The 20,589-nt window shown below is 39.2% G+C and carries 19 protein-coding genes and 1 riboswitch; of the genes, 17 read left to right on the forward strand and 2 right to left on the reverse strand.

Features of this window, described 5'->3' with window-relative positions; genetic code table 11:
• Nucleotides 1–220: 220 nt before the first annotated feature.
• The 17 genes from LZ480_RS14330 to purD all read left to right on the forward strand — a co-directional run bounded on the left by LZ480_RS14330 (nt 221) and on the right by purD (nt 18,778).
• Nucleotides 221–1,198 carry a hypothetical protein gene (locus LZ480_RS14330; RefSeq protein ID WP_241370227.1) on the forward strand — a complete coding sequence of 326 codons (978 nt, stop codon included), beginning with the start codon at nt 221–223 and terminating at the stop codon, nt 1,196–1,198.
• A 418-nt stretch (nt 1,199–1,616) separates the two neighbouring features.
• Nucleotides 1,617–2,312 carry a response regulator transcription factor gene (locus tag LZ480_RS14335; protein WP_241370228.1) on the forward strand — a complete coding sequence of 232 codons (696 nt, stop codon included), beginning with the start codon at nt 1,617–1,619 and terminating at the stop codon, nt 2,310–2,312.
• A complete protein-coding gene (locus LZ480_RS14340; protein ID WP_241370229.1) occupies nt 2,309–3,751 on the forward strand; it encodes a sensor histidine kinase in 1,443 nt (480 codons plus the stop codon). The genes LZ480_RS14335 and LZ480_RS14340 overlap by 4 nt, the downstream gene beginning before the upstream one ends.
• Entirely contained in the window at nt 3,748–4,785 is a 1,038-nt protein-coding gene (locus tag LZ480_RS14345; RefSeq protein WP_241370230.1) for a LolA family protein, read from the forward strand. Before LZ480_RS14340 ends, LZ480_RS14345 begins: the two co-directional genes overlap by 4 nt.
• Nucleotides 4,786–4,933: 148 nt before the next feature.
• The gene (locus tag LZ480_RS14350) at nt 4,934–5,122 is read left to right on the forward strand and encodes an NETI motif-containing protein (protein ID WP_241370231.1); all 189 of its coding nucleotides are present in this window, start codon (nt 4,934–4,936) and stop codon (nt 5,120–5,122) included.
• 98 nt (nt 5,123–5,220) lie between these two features.
• Nucleotides 5,221–5,320: riboswitch (purine riboswitch) on the forward strand.
• A 282-nt stretch (nt 5,321–5,602) separates the two neighbouring features.
• Nucleotides 5,603–6,091 (forward strand): 5-(carboxyamino)imidazole ribonucleotide mutase, encoded by a 489-nt coding sequence (gene purE, locus LZ480_RS14355; protein WP_241370232.1) that lies wholly within the window; start codon nt 5,603–5,605, stop codon nt 6,089–6,091.
• Nucleotides 6,088–7,212 (forward strand): 5-(carboxyamino)imidazole ribonucleotide synthase, encoded by a 1,125-nt coding sequence (gene purK, locus LZ480_RS14360; protein WP_241370233.1) that lies wholly within the window; start codon nt 6,088–6,090, stop codon nt 7,210–7,212. Before purE ends, purK begins: the two co-directional genes overlap by 4 nt.
• 16 nt (nt 7,213–7,228) lie before the next feature.
• Nucleotides 7,229–8,530, forward strand: coding sequence for an adenylosuccinate lyase (purB, locus tag LZ480_RS14365; RefSeq protein ID WP_241370234.1), 1,302 nt, complete (start codon nt 7,229–7,231; stop codon nt 8,528–8,530).
• 30 nt (nt 8,531–8,560) lie between these two features.
• Nucleotides 8,561–9,271 carry a phosphoribosylaminoimidazolesuccinocarboxamide synthase gene (gene purC, locus LZ480_RS14370; RefSeq protein WP_241370235.1) on the forward strand — a complete coding sequence of 237 codons (711 nt, stop codon included), beginning with the start codon at nt 8,561–8,563 and terminating at the stop codon, nt 9,269–9,271.
• 3 nt (nt 9,272–9,274) lie between these two features.
• Nucleotides 9,275–9,520: a phosphoribosylformylglycinamidine synthase subunit PurS gene (gene purS / locus LZ480_RS14375; RefSeq protein WP_241370236.1), complete on the forward strand. Its 246-nt coding sequence runs from the start codon at nt 9,275–9,277 to the stop codon at nt 9,518–9,520.
• A 4-nt stretch (nt 9,521–9,524) separates the two neighbouring features.
• Complete coding sequence (gene purQ / locus LZ480_RS14380) at nt 9,525–10,208, forward strand: phosphoribosylformylglycinamidine synthase subunit PurQ (RefSeq protein ID WP_241370237.1); 684 nt, start codon at nt 9,525–9,527, stop codon at nt 10,206–10,208.
• Complete coding sequence (gene purL, locus LZ480_RS14385; protein WP_241370238.1) at nt 10,195–12,426, forward strand: phosphoribosylformylglycinamidine synthase subunit PurL; 2,232 nt, start codon at nt 10,195–10,197, stop codon at nt 12,424–12,426. Before purQ ends, purL begins: the two co-directional genes overlap by 14 nt.
• Nucleotides 12,402–13,820, forward strand: a complete 1,419-nt coding sequence (gene purF / locus LZ480_RS14390) for an amidophosphoribosyltransferase (RefSeq protein WP_241370239.1) — start codon at nt 12,402–12,404, stop codon at nt 13,818–13,820. Before purL ends, purF begins: the two co-directional genes overlap by 25 nt.
• A gap of 75 nt (nt 13,821–13,895) precedes the next feature.
• Complete coding sequence (purM, locus tag LZ480_RS14395) at nt 13,896–14,951, forward strand: phosphoribosylformylglycinamidine cyclo-ligase (protein ID WP_241370240.1); 1,056 nt, start codon at nt 13,896–13,898, stop codon at nt 14,949–14,951.
• Entirely contained in the window at nt 14,951–15,517 is a 567-nt protein-coding gene (gene purN, locus LZ480_RS14400) for a phosphoribosylglycinamide formyltransferase (RefSeq protein ID WP_241370241.1), read from the forward strand. Before purM ends, purN begins: the two co-directional genes overlap by 1 nt.
• A 74-nt stretch (nt 15,518–15,591) precedes the next feature.
• Nucleotides 15,592–17,127, forward strand: coding sequence for a bifunctional phosphoribosylaminoimidazolecarboxamide formyltransferase/IMP cyclohydrolase (gene purH, locus LZ480_RS14405; RefSeq protein WP_241370242.1), 1,536 nt, complete (start codon nt 15,592–15,594; stop codon nt 17,125–17,127).
• A gap of 400 nt (nt 17,128–17,527) precedes the next feature.
• Nucleotides 17,528–18,778, forward strand: a complete 1,251-nt coding sequence (purD, locus tag LZ480_RS14410) for a phosphoribosylamine--glycine ligase (RefSeq protein ID WP_241370243.1) — start codon at nt 17,528–17,530, stop codon at nt 18,776–18,778.
• Between the two features lie 71 nt (nt 18,779–18,849).
• Here the strand turns inward: purD and LZ480_RS14415 are convergent, their stop codons facing one another.
• Both LZ480_RS14415 and LZ480_RS14420 read right to left on the reverse strand, forming a co-directional pair.
• On the reverse strand, nt 18,850–19,623 hold the full coding sequence (locus LZ480_RS14415) for a coiled-coil domain-containing protein 22 (RefSeq protein ID WP_241370244.1): 774 nt from the start codon (nt 19,621–19,623) through the stop codon (nt 18,850–18,852).
• Nucleotides 19,624–19,698: 75 nt separating this feature from the next.
• Entirely contained in the window at nt 19,699–20,028 is a 330-nt protein-coding gene (locus LZ480_RS14420; protein ID WP_241370245.1) for a hypothetical protein, read from the reverse strand.
• Between the last annotated feature and the right edge of the window lie 561 nt (nt 20,029–20,589).

The raw sequence follows: 20,589 nt of genomic DNA on the forward strand, positions 1-20,589 counted from the left end.
TCTTTAGCGTCGATGGTAGTTGGGGGTTTCCCCCTGTGAGAGTAGAACGTCGCTTCGCACGAAAGAAAACCACTGAGTAATCAGTGGTTTTTTTGTGCTTTGATTAAGATTACTATAGAAAATAGTTCTTTAGAAATAGAATAGCTTCAAAATAAATAGTATGTATTTCTTACTGAATAAGGTAAAATGAAGATAAATTTAAACAAAGGTTTGATTGCGTATGGTTGGATTTTTCAAAAAGTTATTTTCATCTAAATCTTTGCTACTTGAACAACAGTATGACGATCGTGGCTTTAATGTATATGGTATTCATAAAAATGGTACGAAATATGATGATCATGGTTATGATGTACGTGGCTTTGGCGAAAATGGCAAAACACGCAATCGGAAATATTATGACGATAATGGGTTCGATGCAAAAGGAATCCATTTAACCGGGAAAAAATACATTTCTGGCTATGATTGCTTTGGCTATGATTCAATAGGCTTCAATAAAGAAGGTTGGAATCGAGAAGGATTTTATAAGGACGGCTTTAATAAAGATAACTATGACAAAAATGGTTTTAACCGAAAAGGAATCAATAAATATGGATTTAATAAAGAGGGTATCCATAAAAATGGTACACGCTTAGATAATAAAGGTTTTAATGTATATGGTTTTAATAAAGACGGTTTAGACCGAGATGGTTATAATCGCGGTGGTTTTAATCAGATGGGTTACAATCGAGCAGGCTTTCATGAAGATGGCTATAATCAGGCGGGGTATGACAAGGATGGGTATAGTCGAGAAGGCTACAACAAAAAGGGCTATAATCGAGAGGGCTTTACTGCTGCGGGAATTGATGTAGAAGGTTATGACCAGGCTGGTTTCAATAAGAAAGGCTATGACCGGGAAGGCTTCAATCGAGAGGGCTACGATAAACAAGGCTATAATCGAAATGGCAAAACACAAGAAGGCTTTAACGCACAGGGCTATAATGAACTTGGTTATGACAAGGGTGGTTATAATAAGAAAGGATTTAATGGAGAAGGCTATAATCGAGCAGGCTATGACCAAAGTGGTTTTAATAAAGAAGGTTATGATAAGGAAGGCTACAATCGATCGGGGTTTGATAGCATAGGCTTAGACAAAGAAGGCTTTAATAGTGATGGCTATGATCGCCAGGGATATAACCGTGCAGGAGAACGTATACAGTGAAGGGGGCGTCCGGAAAGCAATTTTGGGACGCCTCCTTTGTGCTGAGGATGGAGGCTAGCACGATGCTGTTCATGAATGCGTTGTCACATGAAGTGATGGTTTTAGAATTTGTTCCTATTTCTGACCATCGCAGAAGAACCACCACAGCTGATAATTAACACATGAGTGGAGCACTGTCCAAAAAAAATCACTTTTTGGACAGCTCCTTTTTTATTTGAAAAAAAGTGAAACTTTGCTCGGTGGGGGTTTTCCTCATCCCACACTGAGCATTAGCCTTCATCAATCGAGCTTTTAGAGACAGTGGCTCGCCCTATTGTCCCTTAATGCGGGATAAAAGTTATACTAAAAAATAAAGAAATTATAAAGTTTCCAATTTCCAATGAAATGATTGTTATAGTAATTACAGGAGGCGAACTAAATGGAGCAAATTCTTTTAGTAGAAGATGATCGTGAAATTGCGCGAATTATAAAGGATACGTTAACGAAGGAAGGTTATTTTGTGACGTGGGCAACGACAGGTATTGAAGGATTAGAAGATTTTTCTGCCGGCAGCTATTCGTTAGTGCTTGTTGATTGGATGATGCCTGAAATGGATGGGCTGACAATGATTGAGCATATCCGTCTGCAAAGTGACGTACCGATTATTATGATAAGCGCAAAAAGCGAAGATGCTGATAAAGTAGAAGGCTTGCAAGATGCCGACGATTATTTAGCCAAACCGTTTTCGTTAGAAGAGCTAAAGGCTCGTGTTCGATCTCAATTAAGACGTTGGCAACGATACAATAAAGTAAATGTGCAAGAGGAAAAATTACAATTTACACAGGGCTTAATGATGGACCTTAGTAAAGAGCTCGTCTATGTGCACGAAGAGAAAGTAAATTTAACACAAAAGGAATATGCACTGTTAAAAGTATTCGTACAGCACCCATTAGAAGTGTTTACGAAACAGGCACTTTATACGCATGTATGGCAACAGACGGAACTCGATCAAACACATACGGTGACCGTACATATCAAAGCGTTACGCGAAAAATTAAATGATCCAGTTAGAAAACCTTATTTCATTGAAACGGTTTGGGGAAAGGGTTACCGTTTTATCGGTGAGCAGCTATGAAAATTAAATCATGGTTATTGTTAACTTATTTGCTTGTCATGCTCATTCCACTTGGTGCATTTTACGGGTTATATGTGTCAATCAATGCCTATTATCAAGACAAAAATGTAGATGAATATTTTAATACATGGTCGCAGGTGACAGAGTTAAAAAAACTATTAAGCAACCAAGCCCTTTATACGAGCCAGCAACGTTTTGAAGAAATTGAAGCATTAACATCCAATCAATTAATGATTACACTGTATAGCCCAAATGGCAAAATTTATTATTCTTCCGATCCACTGAGCGGATATAGCAATTTTGAAGCGAGAAGTTCATTGTATAAAAACTTGTATGAGCTTAAGCAAAACTATAAAACTTTTGTTTATAAAGAACCTGTATATAAAGATGGTGCAATTAAAGGTGTCTATAAAATTACACTTGCTCGTACGGAGTGGCTGGAGGAAGTAAATTCAAAATCAGCGTTTGTAATTGGGAGTTTAATCATTGTGTTGCTTCTAGTATATAGTGCAGTCGTGTATTTTTTAAATCACCGTTTAAATCGTCCAGTAAAGCAGTTAATTGAACAAATGCGGTTCTTTGCAAAAGGAGAGTCTACTACAACATTGATAGTTCAAAAAGATGAGTTAGGTGAGCTAACGGACAATTTTCAAATGATGCAACTGGAGATCCTTGCAACACGAGACAAGCTAAATAGTGAGCAGCGTCAAAAGGAATTTATGATTGCTAGTCTTTCGCATGATTTAAAAACGCCGCTAACATCGATTCAAGCCTATACAGAGAGCTTGCTTGCAGGGAAGCTAAGTGAACGGGAACAACAGGAATATTTGCAAATCATTCACGGCAAATCGGATTATATGAAGCAGTTACTGGATGATTTAATGATGTTTACATTGCTACAGTCGAATACGTATGATATGGAGCTTGTAGAAGTGGATGGTCGTGAATTTTTCGAGATGCTGCTTAGTGATTATGAACAGATTAGTATAGAAAAAGGCTTTAAGGGATTAACGATGATTCAGCTTGAAAATAATTATTTGGTCAATCCGAAACAGCTAATGCGTGTTGTCGACAATGTTGTATCGAATGCTTGGACGTATACCAATATCGGAGGCGATATTGCGATAGCTGCGTTTGAAAGTGAAATCATTCCGCGTGAATGGAGCCATTTAATCCAATATTTTACGAATGAGGGCTTATATATGGTGATTGAAAATAGTGGGGTGATGCTTACCGAACAGCAGTGTCAGCAAATATTTGAACCACTGCATCAATTAGATGAGTCGCGCAGTAGTGTAGGGCAACGTGGAGCGGGGCTAGGATTAAGTATTGCCAAACAAATTATTGAAAAGCATAACGGAACTATTCAGGCAGTTTCACAATCAAATAAAACCGCCATGATCATATGGCTACCAAAAATCGAGGAGCGAGAACTATGAAAAAAGTGATTTATTCAGCAGCACTCATTTTAACATTATCATTAGCAGCATGTAGCAGCACAGAGGAGCATTCACCTCAAGAAATTTTAAATCAGGCGATGCAAGAAACATCTGAGCTAACTTCGTATTATGCAGAATATAAAATTACGATGGAAGATGGAACAGAAGTTCTTTCAAAGCAATGGGCAAAGAACGGCAAAAATCGTGTGGAAATTATTGATTCAACAGGTGAGGAGTCGCTGGCCATTAATGATGGGAAAACATTAACTTCCTATACGAAATCAACAAATACCGCAATGATTATGGATATTTCATCAAATGGTGATGGCTTTGTACAGCTTACATTAAAAGAGCAGGCACTACGCCTATTAGAGCAAGTTCAGGATTCACATGATATTACAATTGGTGAACAAGAAAAAATCGCAGGGCATGAGACTTATCATTTAATTGCGAAGGAGAAAAAGTCTGGCTCGTTATATGGCGATATGGAAATTTGGGTCGACAAAAAGACGTGGATGACCTTAAAATCAGTTACTTCAACTGAAGACATGGCGATGACAGTAGAGTTCACAAAGTTTGAGCCAAATGCCAAAATTAAAGATGAACTATTTGTAGCAGATTTACCAGAAGATGCGACCATAGAAATGGTAAAAAATGAGCCACCTGCGCAATTAACAATGGAAGAAGCGACTGAAAAATTAGGTGCGTTTTTAATCTTTCCTGAATCGACGGGTTATAAATTAGAAAGTATTGAAGATATGAACATGCCCGATACAGGAGAGATTGCTTTAACCTATACGAAAAATGACGAGCCACAATTTACGTTATCTGTATTTAAACCTATAGAACAAATAGGTGATGAGGAGGATACAATTGAAGTGCGTAAACAACAAGGGACAAAGATGGATTCGGAGTACTTTAAGTTACTGCAATGGGATGAACAAGGTTTACGCTACAATGTCATCTTTGAAAATCCCGATTTAACATTTGAACAAGTGTTAGCAATTACGGAGCAAATGGAATTCACAAAATAAACAACGAGGAGTGCTGAAATAGTACTCCTCTTTTTAATTCCACAAAAATTGTGACAGTTCGTTCACAAATTTAACTCGTTCTATTAGGTAGCAGATTGTGTAAAATGTTATAGTTAGAGCGATATTTAAAGTCGGAAGGATGACCAGTTTGACCAAAAAGCAAGTATGGTATGAAGTACAAGAAAGTGAAACAATCGAGCAATGTCTTGACCGAATGAAGGAGGATGGTTATATGCCATTTGGACGTAAAGAAGAACCTGTTTTTGAGGAAGTAAATGGAGAACCGGTATACTTACGTCAAAAAATTCAATTCAAAGGCATATTGTATGAAGAATAATTGAAATAACGATTTAAAACCGAACAATATTGTTTCGCTAAAATTTATTGTTCGTATTTTTGTATTGATTTTCTGTGAAAGCCTTGTTAAAATGTGTACAGGAAAAACATTTTATCCCTCATATATGCTAGAGAATATGGCTCTAGTGTCTCTACCCGGCACCGTAAATACCGGACTATGTGGGAAAGCAACTTTTGGTACGATTAATTTAAAGGGTGTGGATCGGATGCTATCATCTTCATATTCTTTTCTAAAAAGTCCTCAAGTAATCTGCTTTCTCATGCGTAGAGAGTAGTTTATTTGGGGATTTTTTTATTAAGTAAATTACGCCTTAGCGAAATAGTGTACAGATTTTTTAGGAGTGTTCGAAAAAAATCTAACACACCTGCTGAGGAATTATCTACAATCAGTGAGTTTTTACTGAATAAGGATAAATAAAGCGAAACGTAAGTGGAGAAGATGTTTAAAGGAGCGAAACTCATGAATCCGAAAATTGGCGTTATTATGGGAAGTTCAAGTGACTGGGAAACAATGAAGCATGCGTGCGACATTTTAGAGGAGCTTGAAGTACCTTATGAAAAGCAGGTTGTCTCTGCGCATCGCACACCTGATTTAATGTTTGAATATGCAGAGAGTGCACGTAGCCGTGGTATCCAAGTGATCATTGCTGGAGCAGGTGGGGCTGCCCACTTACCAGGAATGGTTGCAGCAAAAACGACATTACCGGTTATTGGTGTACCAGTACAATCTCGTGCATTAAATGGCCTTGATTCCCTACTGTCAATCGTACAAATGCCAGGCGGTGTACCAGTAGCAACTGTCGCAATTGGCAAAGCTGGCGCAACAAATGCTGGTTTGCTAGCTGCTCAAATTTTAGGAGCCTTTGATGTAGAACTTGCAGCAAAGCTTGACGCGCGCCGTGAAGCAACAAAAGCACAAGTTTTAGAAAGCACAGGTGACCTAACGTGACAAAAATGATTTATCCTGGACAAACGATCGGCATAATTGGTGGCGGTCAGCTTGGTCGAATGATGGCGGTGGCAGCAAAAGAAGCTGGGTATAAAATTGCTGTTTTAGAGCCAACAATGGATTCACCTTGTGGACAAGTAGCAGACATTCGCATTGTAGCAGCTTATGATGACGAGGCAGCGCTTGAGGAATTAGCAGAAGTAAGTGATGTGATTACGTATGAATTTGAAAATATTGATTACGAAGGCTTAAATCGTCTTACACAAATTGCCTATGTTCCACAAGGTGCGGAGCTTGTTCGAATTACACAAAATCGTGTAACTGAAAAAGCGATGATTGTTAAGGCTGGTTGTCCGGTAGCACCGTATGTTGTGGCAGATACTTATGAACAGCTTACAGCACAAATTCATGAGATTGGCTACCCATGTATCGTAAAAACGGCACGCGGAGGCTATGATGGCAAAGGACAACAGCTGTTAAAATCAGCAGATGATTTGCCACTTGCACGAGGTTTATTTGAACATTCACAATGCATTGCAGAAGGCTTTGTACCATTTACGAAAGAAATTTCCGTTATTGTTCAGCGTAATGGACATGGCGAAACATACTGCTTGCCAGTAGGCGAAAACACTCATGTCAATCATATTTTACATGAAACAATTGTGCCTGCACGCATCGAAGCTAACACAGCAGCGTTAGCAGAAGAAGCGGCAATGAAAATTGCAGACTACTTACAGCTAGTCGGCACATTAGCAGTAGAAATGTTCGTACTTGAAGATGGTAGCATTGTCATCAACGAATGCGCACCGCGACCACATAACTCTGGTCATTACTCAATTGAGGCGTGCAATATTTCACAATTCACACAGCATATTCGTGCTGTATGTGGATGGCCATTACGTAAACCAAAATTATGGGCACCATCAATCATGGTGAATGTGCTAGGGCAGCATGTTGTATCTTTAACAAACTCTATTTCGAAATATCCAGATTGGTCAGTACACCTTTACGGTAAATCAGAAGCAAAAGTTAATCGTAAAATGGGTCATGTAACAATCATGACAAAAGATTTAAATACGACATTAAAACAAATCAAGGAATCTGGTATTTGGCCAGAGTAGAAGGAGCATAAAAAAGATGATTGAACGCTATACTCGTCCCGAAATGGGCGCAATTTGGACTGAAGAAAATAAATATCAAGCTTGGCTTGAAGTAGAAATATTAGCTTGTGAAGCTTGGGCTGAAATTGGCGAAATTCCAAAAGAAGATGTTATTAAATTACGTGCGAATGCCGACTTCGATATTAATCGAATTTATGAAATCGAAAAGGAAACGCGTCATGACGTAGTTGCGTTCACTCGCGCTGTCTCTGAAACACCTGCACTTGGTGAAGAACGTAAATGGGTACACTACGGTTTAACTTCAACAGATGTAGTTGATACAGCACTTTCTTATTTAATCAAACAGGCGAATGATATCCTTCGCAAAGATTTAACTAAATTTATAGAAATTATTAAGAACAAAGCCCAAGAACATAAAAATACCGTTTGCATGGGTCGTACACATGGTGTGCATGCAGAGCCAACAACATTTGGTTTAAAGCTTGCTCTTTGGTACGAAGAAATGAAGCGTAATATTGAGCGCTTCGAAGCGGCGGCAAAAGTGATTGAAACAGGTAAAATGAGTGGCGCAGTTGGTACATATGCCAATATCGATCCTCGAGTTGAAGCGTATGTATGTGAGCATCTTGGCTTAGCAGCTGCACCAATTTCAACACAAACATTACAACGTGACCGCCATGCACAGTACTTCTCGACGCTTGCGTTAATTGCCACTTCTATTGAAAAGTTTGCAACAGAAGTGCGTGGCTTACAGAAGTCTGAAACACGCGAAGTAGAAGAAGGCTTTGCAAAAGGTCAAAAAGGTTCTTCGGCAATGCCGCATAAACGTAACCCAATCGGCTCTGAAAATATGACAGGTATGGCACGCTTAATGCGCGGCTATATGCTAACTGCTTTCGAGAACGTGTCACTTTGGCATGAACGTGATATTTCACACTCATCAGCAGAACGTGTCATTATTCCAGATGCTACGATTACATTAAACTACATGTTAAATCGTTTCGGCAGCATTATCGAAAACTTATCCGTATTCCCTGAAAATATGAAACGCAATATGGAGCGTACATTTGGGTTAATTTACTCACAGCGCATCCTACTTGCATTAATAGATAAAGGTTTAGTTCGTGAAGAGGCGTATGATACGGTTCAACCGTTAACAGCACGCGCATGGGATGAACAAATTCAGTTCCGACCATTAGTAGAAGCAAGCGAAAAGATCACTTCATATCTTTCACCTGAAGAAATCAGTGACTGCTTCGATTACAACTATCACATTCAAAAAGTCGATTTCATTTTCGAACGTTTAGGACTTAACTAATCAACTATTAACTATTTGGAGGAATACGTCATGGAAAAAGGTCAACTTTTGTACGAAGGTAAAGCAAAACGATTATATACAACACAGGATGAAGAAATTCTATTTGTTGAATATAAAGATAGTGCCACAGCATTTAACGGTGAGAAAAAAGCCGAAATTGTGGGTAAAGGAAATTTAAATAACCAAATCACGACTTTAATTTTTGAAAAACTACAAGAAAAAGGAATTGCGTCACATTTCGTGAAACGCCTTTCAGATAACGAACAGCTTGTACGTAAAGTCGAAATTATTCCAATTGAAGTAGTAACACGCAATATCGCTGCGGGAAGCTTAGCAAAGCGTCTAGGCTTTGAAGAAGGGACAAGCCTAAAGCGCCCAATCGTTGAGTTTTATTACAAAGACGATGCTTTATGTGATCCACTTATTACAACGGAGCATATCGATGTGTTAGGTATTGCAACACCAAAGGAAGTACAAGATTTATACGACAAAGCTCTGCAAGTAAATGAAGTGCTACGTCCAATCTTTTCTGCAGTTGGTGTGACATTAGTCGACTTTAAATTAGAATTTGGTCGTGACAAGGATGGCAATGTACTTCTTGCCGATGAAATTTCTCCTGACACTTGTCGTTTATGGGACACTGAAACAAATCAAAAGCTTGATAAAGACGTATTCCGCCGTGATCTAGGCAGTATTACTGAAGTATATGAAATTATTTTACAAAAACTTGGAGGCAAATAAGTCATGAAGAAAGTTAAAATTTACGTAACACTAAAAGAAAGTATTTTAGACCCACAAGGTTCAGCTGTTCAAGGTTCATTACAAAAAATCGGTTATGGTGAAGTTAATGATGTTCGTATTGGAAAATATTTAGAAGTGGAAATCGGTGATACTGCTCGTGATGTAGATGCAATCGTAAAAGAAATGTGCGAAAAAGTATTAACTAACACGGTAATCGAGAAATATCGTTACGAAATCGAGGAGGCATAATACTATGAAATTTGCAGTACTCGTTTTCCCAGGGTCTAACTGTGACGTCGACATGTATCATGCGATCAAAGACGAATTAGGTGAAGAAGTAGAATACGTTTGGCACACGGAAAGTTCTTTAGAAGGCTTTGACGGTGCGTTAGTTCCAGGTGGTTTCTCATATGGTGACTATTTACGCTGTGGCGCAATGGCCAACCAATCAAACGTAATGAAAGCTTTAAAGGAATTCGCAGCAGCAGGCAAGCCAGTATTAGGCGTATGTAACGGATTCCAAATTTTAACGGAAGCGAATCTTTTACCTGGCGCGTTAATCCGCAACAAAAACTTAAAATTCATGTGTCGCACAGTGCAATTAAAAGTTGAAAACAACGATTCATTGTTCACAAACCAGTACGAAGCTGGCGAAGTAATTAATATTCCAATCGCACACGGTGAAGGAAACTACTACTGTGACGAGGAAACATTAGCAGAGCTTAAGGCGAATAACCAAATCGCATTCACATATGAAGGTGAAAATCCAAACGGTTCTTTAGCGGATATTGCTGGAGTCATTAACAAAGAAGGTAACGTACTTGGTATGATGCCTCACCCAGAGCGTGCAGCGAACGAAATCGTTGGCGGTGCTGACGGTCTTAAATTATTCAAATCAATTGTTAAGCAGTGGAGGGAACAACATGTCAACAACTAAATTCGAGCCATCACCAGAGCAAATTAAAGAGCAACGTCTTTATGCGGACATGGGTATGACAGATGAAGAGTTTGATTTAGCGATTGAAAAATTAGGTCGTATTCCAAACTGGACAGAAACAGGTCTATTTTCAGTAATGTGGTCTGAGCACTGCTCATACAAAAAATCGAAGCCAGTATTACGCAAATTCCCAACAAAAGGTCCTCAAGTATTACAAGGTCCTGGTGAAGGTGCTGGTATCGTTGACATCGGTGACGAGCAAGCGGTTGTATTCAAAATGGAATCACACAACCACCCTTCTGCAATTGAGCCATACCAAGGTGCAGCTACAGGTGTAGGCGGTATTATCCGTGACGTATTCTCTATGGGAGCGCGTCCAATTGCGATGCTTAACTCTTTACGTTTCGGTGAGTTAAAAACAGCGCGTGGTAAATACTTATTTGAAGAAGTTGTTGCGGGTATCGCTGGTTATGGTAACTGTATCGGGATTCCAACAGTAGGTGGCGAAATTCAGTTCGACCCGTGCTACGAAGGAAACCCACTTGTAAACGCGATGTGTGTTGGTTTAATCGACCATAAAGACATTCAAAAAGGTGTTGCAGCAGGTGTAGGTAACACAGTGATGTATGTTGGTGCAAAAACAGGTCGTGACGGTATTCACGGTGCAACATTCTCTTCTGAAGAATTAACAGAAGATACAGAAGAAAGTCGCTCAGCTGTACAAGTTGGTGACCCATTCATGGAAAAACTTCTCCTTGAAGCTTGTTTAGAGGTTGTAAAATCAGATGCGCTAGTAGGTATTCAAGACATGGGTGCGGCTGGTTTAACTTCATCTTCAGCAGAGATGGCTTCAAAAGCTGGTACAGGAGTAGAAATGAACTTAGACTTAGTACCGCAACGTGAAACAAACATGACAGCTTACGAAATGATGTTATCTGAGTCTCAAGAACGTATGTTAATCGTTGTAAAAGCAGGTCGTGAAGAAGAAATTAAAGCGATTTTCGATAAATATGACTTAGATGCAGTAGCAGTAGGTCGTGTAACGGAAGATAAAATGCTTCGTTTATTACATGGCGGTGAAGTGGTAGCAGAAGTACCGGCAGATGCACTTGCTGAGGATGCACCAGTTTACATTATGCCTGAAGCAGAGCCAGCTTACTTTGCTGAGTTCCAAGCGATGGAAAACGCCGAACCACAAGTAACAGATTACAAGGATACGTTAACTTCACTATTAAAAGCGCCAACAGTTGCTTCTAAAGAGTGGGTTTACGATCAATATGACTATCAAGTACGCACAAACACAGTAGTAGCACCAGGTTCTGACGCTGCTGTATTACGTGTACGTGGCACAAATAAAGGATTAGCGATGACAACAGACTGTAACTCTCGCTATATCTATTTAGATCCAATAACGGGTGGAAAAATCGCAGTTGCTGAAGCAGCACGTAACATCGTATGTTCAGGTGGACAACCACTTGCGATTACAGACTGCTTAAACTTCGGTAACCCGGAAAAACCAGAGATCTTCTGGCAAATTCAAAAATCAGCTGACGGTATCGCGGAAGCATGTTTAGCATTAGATGCACCGGTAATTGGTGGTAACGTATCTATGTATAACGAACGTTCAGGTGAAGCGGTTTACCCAACACCAACAATCGGTATGGTTGGTTTAGTAACAGATTTAAAACATGTAACAACACAAGAAGTAAAAGCTGCTGGTGATGTAGTGTACGTAATCGGTGAAACAACTACTGAATTTGGTGGCTCTGAATTACAAAAATTAATCGATGGTAATATTTCTGGTAAAGCACCAGCAATCGATTTAACAGTCGAAGCAGCTCGTCAACAAGCTATTTTAGCAGCGATTCGTGCTGGACTTGTACAATCTGCACATGACGTTTCTGAAGGCGGTGTTGCCGTAGCACTTGCAGAAAAAACATTTGCTGCAAAAGGCTTAGGTATTGAAGCAACATTAACAGGTTCAGCAACAACGGCTTTATTTGCTGAATCACAATCACGTTTTGTATTAACCGTTAAAGCTGAAAATGTAGAAGCATTTGAAGCACTTGTAATAGATGCACAAAAAATCGGTACAGTAACAGAAGACGCAAAATTAACAATCAACGGTGAAACTGGCGTACTTGTTGAAGGTACTGTGGAGGAATTCCGTTCTGCTTGGAAAGGAGCAATTCCATGCTTGCTGAAATCAGAGGCTTAAATGAAGAATGTGGTGTGTTTGGTATTTGGGGTAACCAAGATGCAGCCCAATTAAGTTATTACGGCTTACACGCATTGCAACATCGAGGACAGGAAGGAGCTGGTATCGTCACAACAGACGGGAATCAGTTTAGGGCTGTACGCGGTGAAGGGCTTGTAAATGAAGTATTTAATGAAGAAAAATTACGAAAAGCAACAGGTCATGCTGCAATCGCCCATGCACGTTACGCAACTGCAGGTGGGAAGGGACTAGAAAATGTTCAACCACTGTTATTCCGTTCATCTACAGGCTCATTAGCAATTGCGCATAATGGAAACTTAGTGAACGCGAATCATTTAAAGCAATTTTTAGAGCGCTCTGGTAGTTTGTTTAATTCTACTTCTGATACGGAAGTAGTCGTTCATTTAATTAAAAAATCAAAGCAATCCCCATTCCGTTCAAAAGTAAAAGAAGCGTTATCGTTATTAAAGGGTGCTTTCTCAATTATTATTTTAACGAATAATCAAATGATTGTTGCACGTGACCGTAATGGTTTACGCCCGCTTTCATTAGGGAAGCTTGGTGAGGCATACGTAGTTGCTTCTGAAACTTGTGCATTTGATTTAATCGGTGCAGAATTTGTTCGAGATATAGAACCAGGGGAACTGTTAGTTATTTCAGATAATGGTATTGAAGTAGATAGCTTTGTAGAAAAAGATAAACGTACAATGTGTGCGATGGAATATGTGTATTTAGCACGTCCAGATTCGAATATTGACAATGTCAACGTTCATATGGCACGTAAACGTATGGGAAAAGAGCTTGCACGTGAATGCGCACATATTGAAGCAGATGTTGTGACAGGCGTTCCAGATTCATCGATTTCTGCAGCGATTGGTTTCTCAGAAGAAAGTGGGATTCCGTATGAGCTTGGTTTAATTAAAAACCGTTATGTTGGTCGTACATTTATCCAGCCAACACAAGAATTACGTGAACGTGGTGTGAAAATGAAGCTTTCGCCAGTTGTTCAAGTAGTAAAAGGGAAACGCGTTGTAATGGTAGACGATTCAATCGTACGCGGTACAACTTCAAAACGAATTGTTCGTATGTTAAAAGATGCAGGCGCAGCAGAAGTACATGTTGTAATTTCTTCTCCGCCAATGACAGATCCGTGTTTTTATGGAATCGATACATCGACACATGAAGAGTTAATTGCCTCAAGCCATAATGTTGAAGAAATTCGTGAAGCAATTGGAGCAGATACGTTAACATTCTTATCGGTTGAAGGAATGGTAAAAGCAACAAATCGTCCATTTGAAGACGAAAATGGTGGGCTTTGCTTAGCATGCTTTACTGGGAAATATCCAACAGAAATTTTCCCAGACACAGTATTACCACATGAAAAAGACTGTTAAACGGTTGATGAGAGGAATGCATTCGTAATTTAAACGAATGCACCCTCTCGTAATTTAAGGAGGAGCAAGTACATTATGTCAAAAGCATATGAACAAGCAGGCGTTAATATTGAAGCAGGTTATGAAGCAGTAAAACGTATGAAATCACACGTTGAGCGCACAAATCGTTTAGGTGTGATGGGCACATTCGGCGGCTTTGGCGGTATGTTTGATTTATCTGCACTGAACTTAAAAGAACCAGTTCTTATTTCAGGTACAGACGGTGTTGGGACAAAGTTAAAGCTAGCATTCATGGTCGATAAGCACGACACAATCGGTGTAGACTGTGTCGCAATGTGTGTCAACGATATCGTTGCACAAGGCGCGGAACCACTTTATTTCCTTGATTATGTAGCGGTTGGAAAAGCAGAACCTGCAAAAATCGAGCAAATTGTAAAAGGTGTAGCAGACGGCTGTGTGCAATCTGGTGCAGCATTAATTGGTGGCGAAACAGCGGAAATGCCAGGTCTTTATGAAGAAGATGAGTACGATTTAGCTGGATTTGCGGTAGGAGCTTGTGAGAAAGCAGACATCATTACTGGCGAAAATATTGCAGAAGGTGACGTGTTAGTTGGTCTTGCATCAAGCGGCGTACACTCGAACGGTTATTCGTTAGTGCGCAAAATCGTATTTGCAGACAATGATTATGCGGTAGATGCTGTAGTAGAAGGCTATGAAGATTTAGGTCCGATTGGTGAAGCATTATTAATACCGACAAAATTATATGCAAAGCCTGTTTTAGCAGCTCTTAAAGCGGCAGATGTCCATGGCTGTGCGCACGTAACTGGTGGTGGCTTCTATGAAAACTTACCACGTATGATGCCAGAAGGATTAGCAACTGAAATTGATTTAGGTGCTTGGCCAGTATTACGCGTTTTTGAATTTTTAAAAGACAAAGGCCAATTAGCAGATAAAGACCTTTACAATGTATTTAACATGGGAATTGGTTTTGTTATGGCTGTACCGGCAAGTGAAGTAGAGAAAGTAATCGCAGCAGCAGAAGCAAATGGTGAAAAAGCATACACTATTGGTCGCGTTGTAAAAGGTGAAGGTGTAATATTCAAAGGCGAGCATGATGGGAGCCTAGTGTAATGACAACGAAAATTGCAGTGTTTGCTTCGGGAAGTGGTTCAAACTTTCAAGCAATTCAAGAAGCAATCGCGCATGGCGAAGTAAATGCCAATATTGAGCTTGTTATTACAGATAACCCAGGTGCATTTGTTGTCACACGTGCAAATAATTTCGGCATTCCAGTATTGGAGCTTGCGCCGAAAACGTATGAAAACAAAGCAGCCTATGAAGCAAAAATCATTGAGTACCTGAAAGAAAAAGATGTTGAGTGGGTTGTTTTAGCGGGCTATATGCGCTTAGTAGGTGAGAATTTATTAGCGGCGTATGAAAACCGTATCATAAACATTCACCCATCGTTGCTTCCTTCATTTCCAGGTAAAGATGCCATTGGTCAAGCAATGGCGCATGGTGTTAAAGTAACCGGTGTAACAGTACATTATGTCGATGCCGGGATGGATACAGGAACAATTATCGCACAAGGCGCAGTTGACGTAATTGAAGGTGACCGTGAAGGAACAGAAGCACGTGTTCACACATTAGAACATGCACTTTATACGAGTACATTAAAGCAGTTATTTGAACAATAATTTCCGCTTAAGTCGCTCCATGAGAGGGCTTGCGCTTACCGGATATGAAAACAAAAAAATTGGGGGACCTAGTCGTGACGAAACGTGCACTTATTAGTGTTTCAGATAAAAATGGAATTTTAGAATTTGCAAAAGAATTAGTAGCACTTGGCTATGAAGTACTTTCTACAGGTGGAACAAAGAAATTATTACAAGACAACAACGTACCCGTAACAGCGGTTGACGAAGTAACAAAATTTCCAGAAATTTTAGATGGTCGTGTAAAAACATTAAATCCAATGATTCATGGTGGTCTATTAGGGAAATTTGATGAGCCATCACACGTTGCACAAATGGAGCAGCACGGTATTGAGCCTATCGAAATCGTATGTGTAAACCTTTACCCATTCGTAGAAACAATTTCAAAACCAAACGTATCTTGGGATGACGCAATCGAAAACATCGATATCGGTGGTCCAACAATGCTACGTTCAGCAGCTAAAAACCATGATTATGTAACTGTAATCGTGGATAGCACAGACTACGCTACTGTTTTAGAAGAATTAAAAGCAGATGGTAAAACTACATTAGAAACACGCCGACGATTAGCAGCAAAGGTATTCCGTCATACTGCGGCTTATGATTCGTATATTTCAAACCATTTAACAAGTGCGATTGGTGAAGATTTCCCAGAAAACTTAACATTAACGTATGAGTTAAAACAAACATTGCGCTACGGTGAAAACCCTCACCAAAAAGCAGCGTTCTACGCAAAACGTTTAGGCTCGGACTTCTCGATTGCCTATGCAACGCAATTACACGGTAAAGAATTATCGTACAACAATATTCAAGATGCAAATGCAGCGCTTCAAATCGTAAAAGAATTCGAAATGCCAGCAGCCGTAGCGGTAAAGCATATGAATCCTTGTGGTGTAGGTACAGGTGTAACAATTGAAGAAGCATTCGATAAAGCATACGAAGCAGATTCAACTTCAATTTTTGGTGGCATTATTGCACTAAACATGGAAGTAGATAAAGCGACTGCAGAAAAATTATCAGGCATTTTCTTAGAAATTATCATTGCGCCAAGCTTTACAGCAGAAGCGTTAGAAATTTTACAAGCGAAGAAAAACATTCGCCTATTAACAATCGACTTTGCACAAGCGAAACAAGACGAGTTCAACGTTGTATCAGTTGAAGGTGGTCTACTTGTTCAAGAGCCAGACCGTTTTGGCTTTGGGAATGCAGACATTAAAGTTGTAACAGATCGTGAACCAACAGAAGAAGAGTGGGAAGCGTTACAGCTTGGCTGGGCAGTTGTAAAACATGTAAAATCAAATGCAATCGTTGTAACAGACAAGCAAATGACGTTAGGTGTTGGCGCTGGTCAGATGAATCGTGTAGGTGCGGCAAAAATCGCATTCGAACAAGCGGGCGAAAAAGCAAAAGGTGCAACACTTGCATCGGATGCATTCTTCCCGATGGCGGATACTGTAGAAGCCGCAATTGCAGCAGGTATTACAGCAATTATCCAACCTGGTGGCTCAATTAAAGATCAAGATTCAATTGATGCTGCAAACAAAGCAGGTATTACAATGGTGTTCACAGGTGTTCGTCACTTTAAACACTAATTTGTGAAGTATACACAAAACTTGATATCTGAAGTAAATCTAGTGGCGAAATTTTTACTAAAGCTTTATAATAGAATAATGTTTCGCTAATGTTCTGGCCGGACGTTAGCAGAAGCGTTTGCAAATGCATTATTTGTTCTTCTTTCTGGCCGGAAGAGGGATAAATAAGACGATGTAGCGATTCTTGGCCGGGTCCTCATCGGAAAAATACAATTATTAACTTGCATCAACTTTGGCCGGGGGATGCACCGTTAATAACAAATGATCATTGATTGTAATAAGCACAGTGCTACTTTTGGTCGGGTAGCGCGGTGTTAACGACCATTAATGAAAAACGCTCGCCTAATTTTTGGCGGGCGTTTTTTTAGTACCAATTTTTCATTAGAAGGAGAGCTCATATATGAACATTCTTGTAATCGGTAGTGGCGGTCGCGAGCATGCAATCGCTAAACAATTTAACAACGCACCATCAGTACAAAAAGTTTTTGTCGCACCAGGTAATGACGGTATGAAGCAAGACGCAGAAATCGTAGCAATCGATGCATTAAATTTCGCAGAATTAGTAGACTTTGCAAAGGAAAATAATGTAGCTTTGACATTCGTTGGTCCTGAGCAACCATTAGCGGAAGGCATTGTTGATTACTTCAATGAGCAAGGCTTAGTCATCTTTGGTCCAACAAAAGCAGCAGCACAAATTGAAGGCTCGAAATCCTATGCAAAAGAAATTATGAACAAGTACGGCATTCCAACGGCTGCGCATGAAACATTTACGGAAAGCTCAAAGGCAGTTGCCTATATTAAAGAGCAAGGTGCGCCAATTGTTATTAAAGCAGACGGTTTAGCAGCAGGTAAAGGTGTAATTGTGGCGATGACAGAACAAGAAGCAATCGAAGCGGTTGAAGATATGATTGGTAATCAACGCTTTGGTGATTCTTCATCTCGCGTCGTAATTGAGGAATTCCTTGATGGTGAGGAGTTCAGCTTTATGTCATTTGTACATAAAGGTCAAATTTATCCGATGGTCATCGCACAGGATCATAAGCGAGCGTATGACGGTGATAAAGGTCCAAATACGGGCGGTATGGGTGCGTATTCACCAGTACCACAAATTTCAGAAGACATTGTAAAAGTGGCGTATGAAACAATCGTTGAGCCTACTGTAAAAGCAATGGAAGCTGAAGGGGTATCGTTTACAGGTATTCTATATGCCGGTTTAATTTTAACTTCAAAAGGTCCAAAGGTAATTGAATTCAACGCACGCTTCGGCGACCCTGAAACGCAAGTAGTATTGCCACGTATGGCATCGGATTTCGGTGAATTCATGATGAGCTTAATGACAGAAAAGCCATTTGATTTAAAGTGGAAGGAAGAAGCGATGCTTGGTGTTGTTGTAGCAGCAGAAGGGTATCCTGGAGATGTTGTGAAAGGACATAAATTGCCAGAGTTGACTGATTTGGAATTACCGGTATATCACGCAGGTACAAAGCTAGTCGATGGTCAATATGTAGGGAATGGCGGACGAGTGCTATTAGTAGCAGCGGAAGCATCAAATTTAAAAGAAGCTCAAGAGAAGGTATATGCCGAGCTTGCAAAAAAAGAATGGACTAACTTCTTCTTCCGTAGCGATATTGGCTGGAGAACTTTTAAATAATTTAAGTGGGGCGATACGTAATAAGTATCGCCCTTTTATTAGTATCCAATAATAAACATACCTTCTTGAATTTAATTGTCGACTTTATGCTTATCAACCTTTTTAGCAAGTTGATTCAATTCGCTCTCCAAATCGTCTAGTATACGTAATTTTTCGTCTAGTTGATCTTCGAAGTTTGTTGCTTGAGATAATACGTTTTGTACTTGAGTATCTAATTGTGGGAGAGCTGCGGAACTATCCGTAGGTTTATTATCTAAGAAGGATAGAAGCTGTTTATAATGCTGTTCTTTTAGATCTTCAATTTCACGCATGAGCATATCTATTTTACTGCTTTTATTTTTTATTTCTTTTAATAAATATAGATTAATATCGATAACTTCACTTCTATTTTTTAACAATTCATCATTTATTAAAGACAGTTGCTGAGAATTTTTTTGGATAAAATCATGTAAGGTATTGTCGATGTTTTCAATTGCTTTTACATAGTCTTTTGCAATGTGTTCCGGCGAGTGAAGGTTAGGCTGAGCCACTTCTTCGTTCTGTGTTTCTTTAATGGTCTTTGTTAACTTTTTATTTTCTTCTAGTAATTCATTTTTCTTTTGTACTAATGCCCCAATAGACGAGATTAATTTTAGTCTCTGATTTTCACGAGATTGAATATCCTCGTGAAGTTTATTCATTTCCTTTTCAAAAGTTCTCTTTAAATTGAGAAGTTCCCTCGACAGTTCTTTTTTCTGATTGGTTAATAGGTTATTTTCCTGTTCAAGACTAATGGCCAAGGAATAGTAATCATTCTTTTGAAATTTATCGATTTCATTTTGAGATTTCACAAGTTCAGATTTCAAAAAGATGATCATTTGTTGTAATTGAAGCGTGTCTTTATTTTGAAGGCTTTCATTTGCTACGGTTTATCCCTCCAATCATGTAATTTCTTTTAATAAACGAAGGATGGCTTGAAATTCCTTTTCGTTATCATTCATTAATTGATCAATTTCTTCTATAGCCTTTAATACTGACGCCTCACTTTTAGCCTGTAGCTCGACATTTATTTCGGGAGTTGTAGGTGGTTCAGTTTGTGGTTTCGATAATAGATAAGTTAATAATAAATTCAGGGAACTTTTTTCTAAAAAAATAAAGCTATTATTATTTTCTTGATGGTTGAAATCGGAAATGTGTTCTTTTGTAAGTTGTCTTAAAATGTCTTCTATTGGTAAGACCCCAACATGCTCTTCTTCGTCAAAGTGATTCAAGGCTATTCCTCCTGTCCAAGGCTGATGACACTCAGATTGATGGGGTTGACCGCAGCGATGCCATCTTGTAATTGATCACAATAGGTGAAACCGGTAATACTACCTGAGTATGATTCGTTTGGTGACCACTTAATTTGAAAATTTGAAAATGAGATAATTTCATTCGGTTTAAGTTCCAATTTACTAAGCGGTTTCAGCAGAAATTCATTTTTGTTTGTGCTATCTGCTAGGCGTATCCATTCATTTGGGCCATTAAAACTTTGGCTGAATCCTTCACGAACATATCTACCGCTAAAAGAAAACGGAGAGTTCTCAGGCATTTTTATCGATATATATGGGTTAAGTAATGGTTCATTTCCGATATTGTAAATATGATAAGAGCCAAAGCATAAGCTTTCTTGTTCCAGGCTATGGGAAATATTTAGAGAAGTAGTAAAATAACTGATTACATTAATATTTTTAGATTTTGGAAGCTTCTCGATATGTTCCTTAATTTCTCGCAGATAGGATTGAGTTTCCTTTTGAAGTGTTTTAATCTTTGCTTCTAGTTGACTCTGGGAC

Source organism: Solibacillus palustris, assembly GCF_022549215.1.
Taxonomy (GTDB): Bacteria; Bacillota; Bacilli; order Bacillales_A; family Planococcaceae; genus Solibacillus; species Solibacillus daqui.

Excerpts from the sequence above, each read along its gene's own strand:
- LZ480_RS14345 (WP_241370230.1), top strand. The coding sequence starts at position 3,748 with ATGAAAAAAGTGATTTATTCAGCAGCACTCATTTTAACATTATCATTA.
- purL (WP_241370238.1), top strand. The coding sequence starts at position 10,195 with ATGTCAACAACTAAATTCGAGCCATCACCAGAGCAAATTAAAGAGCAA.
- purF (WP_241370239.1), top strand. The coding sequence starts at position 12,402 with ATGCTTGCTGAAATCAGAGGCTTAAATGAAGAATGTGGTGTGTTTGGT.
- purN (WP_241370241.1), top strand. The coding sequence starts at position 14,951 with ATGACAACGAAAATTGCAGTGTTTGCTTCGGGAAGTGGTTCAAACTTT.
- purC (WP_241370235.1), top strand. The coding sequence starts at position 8,561 with ATGGAAAAAGGTCAACTTTTGTACGAAGGTAAAGCAAAACGATTATAT.
- purS (WP_241370236.1), top strand. The coding sequence starts at position 9,275 with ATGAAGAAAGTTAAAATTTACGTAACACTAAAAGAAAGTATTTTAGAC.
- purD (WP_241370243.1), top strand. The coding sequence starts at position 17,528 with ATGAACATTCTTGTAATCGGTAGTGGCGGTCGCGAGCATGCAATCGCT.
- purM (WP_241370240.1), top strand. The coding sequence starts at position 13,896 with ATGTCAAAAGCATATGAACAAGCAGGCGTTAATATTGAAGCAGGTTAT.
- purE (WP_241370232.1), top strand. The coding sequence starts at position 5,603 with ATGAATCCGAAAATTGGCGTTATTATGGGAAGTTCAAGTGACTGGGAA.
- LZ480_RS14335 (WP_241370228.1), top strand. The coding sequence starts at position 1,617 with ATGGAGCAAATTCTTTTAGTAGAAGATGATCGTGAAATTGCGCGAATT.
- LZ480_RS14330 (WP_241370227.1), top strand. The coding sequence starts at position 221 with ATGGTTGGATTTTTCAAAAAGTTATTTTCATCTAAATCTTTGCTACTT.
- purQ (WP_241370237.1), top strand. The coding sequence starts at position 9,525 with ATGAAATTTGCAGTACTCGTTTTCCCAGGGTCTAACTGTGACGTCGAC.
- LZ480_RS14340 (WP_241370229.1), top strand. The coding sequence starts at position 2,309 with ATGAAAATTAAATCATGGTTATTGTTAACTTATTTGCTTGTCATGCTC.
- purB (WP_241370234.1), top strand. The coding sequence starts at position 7,229 with ATGATTGAACGCTATACTCGTCCCGAAATGGGCGCAATTTGGACTGAA.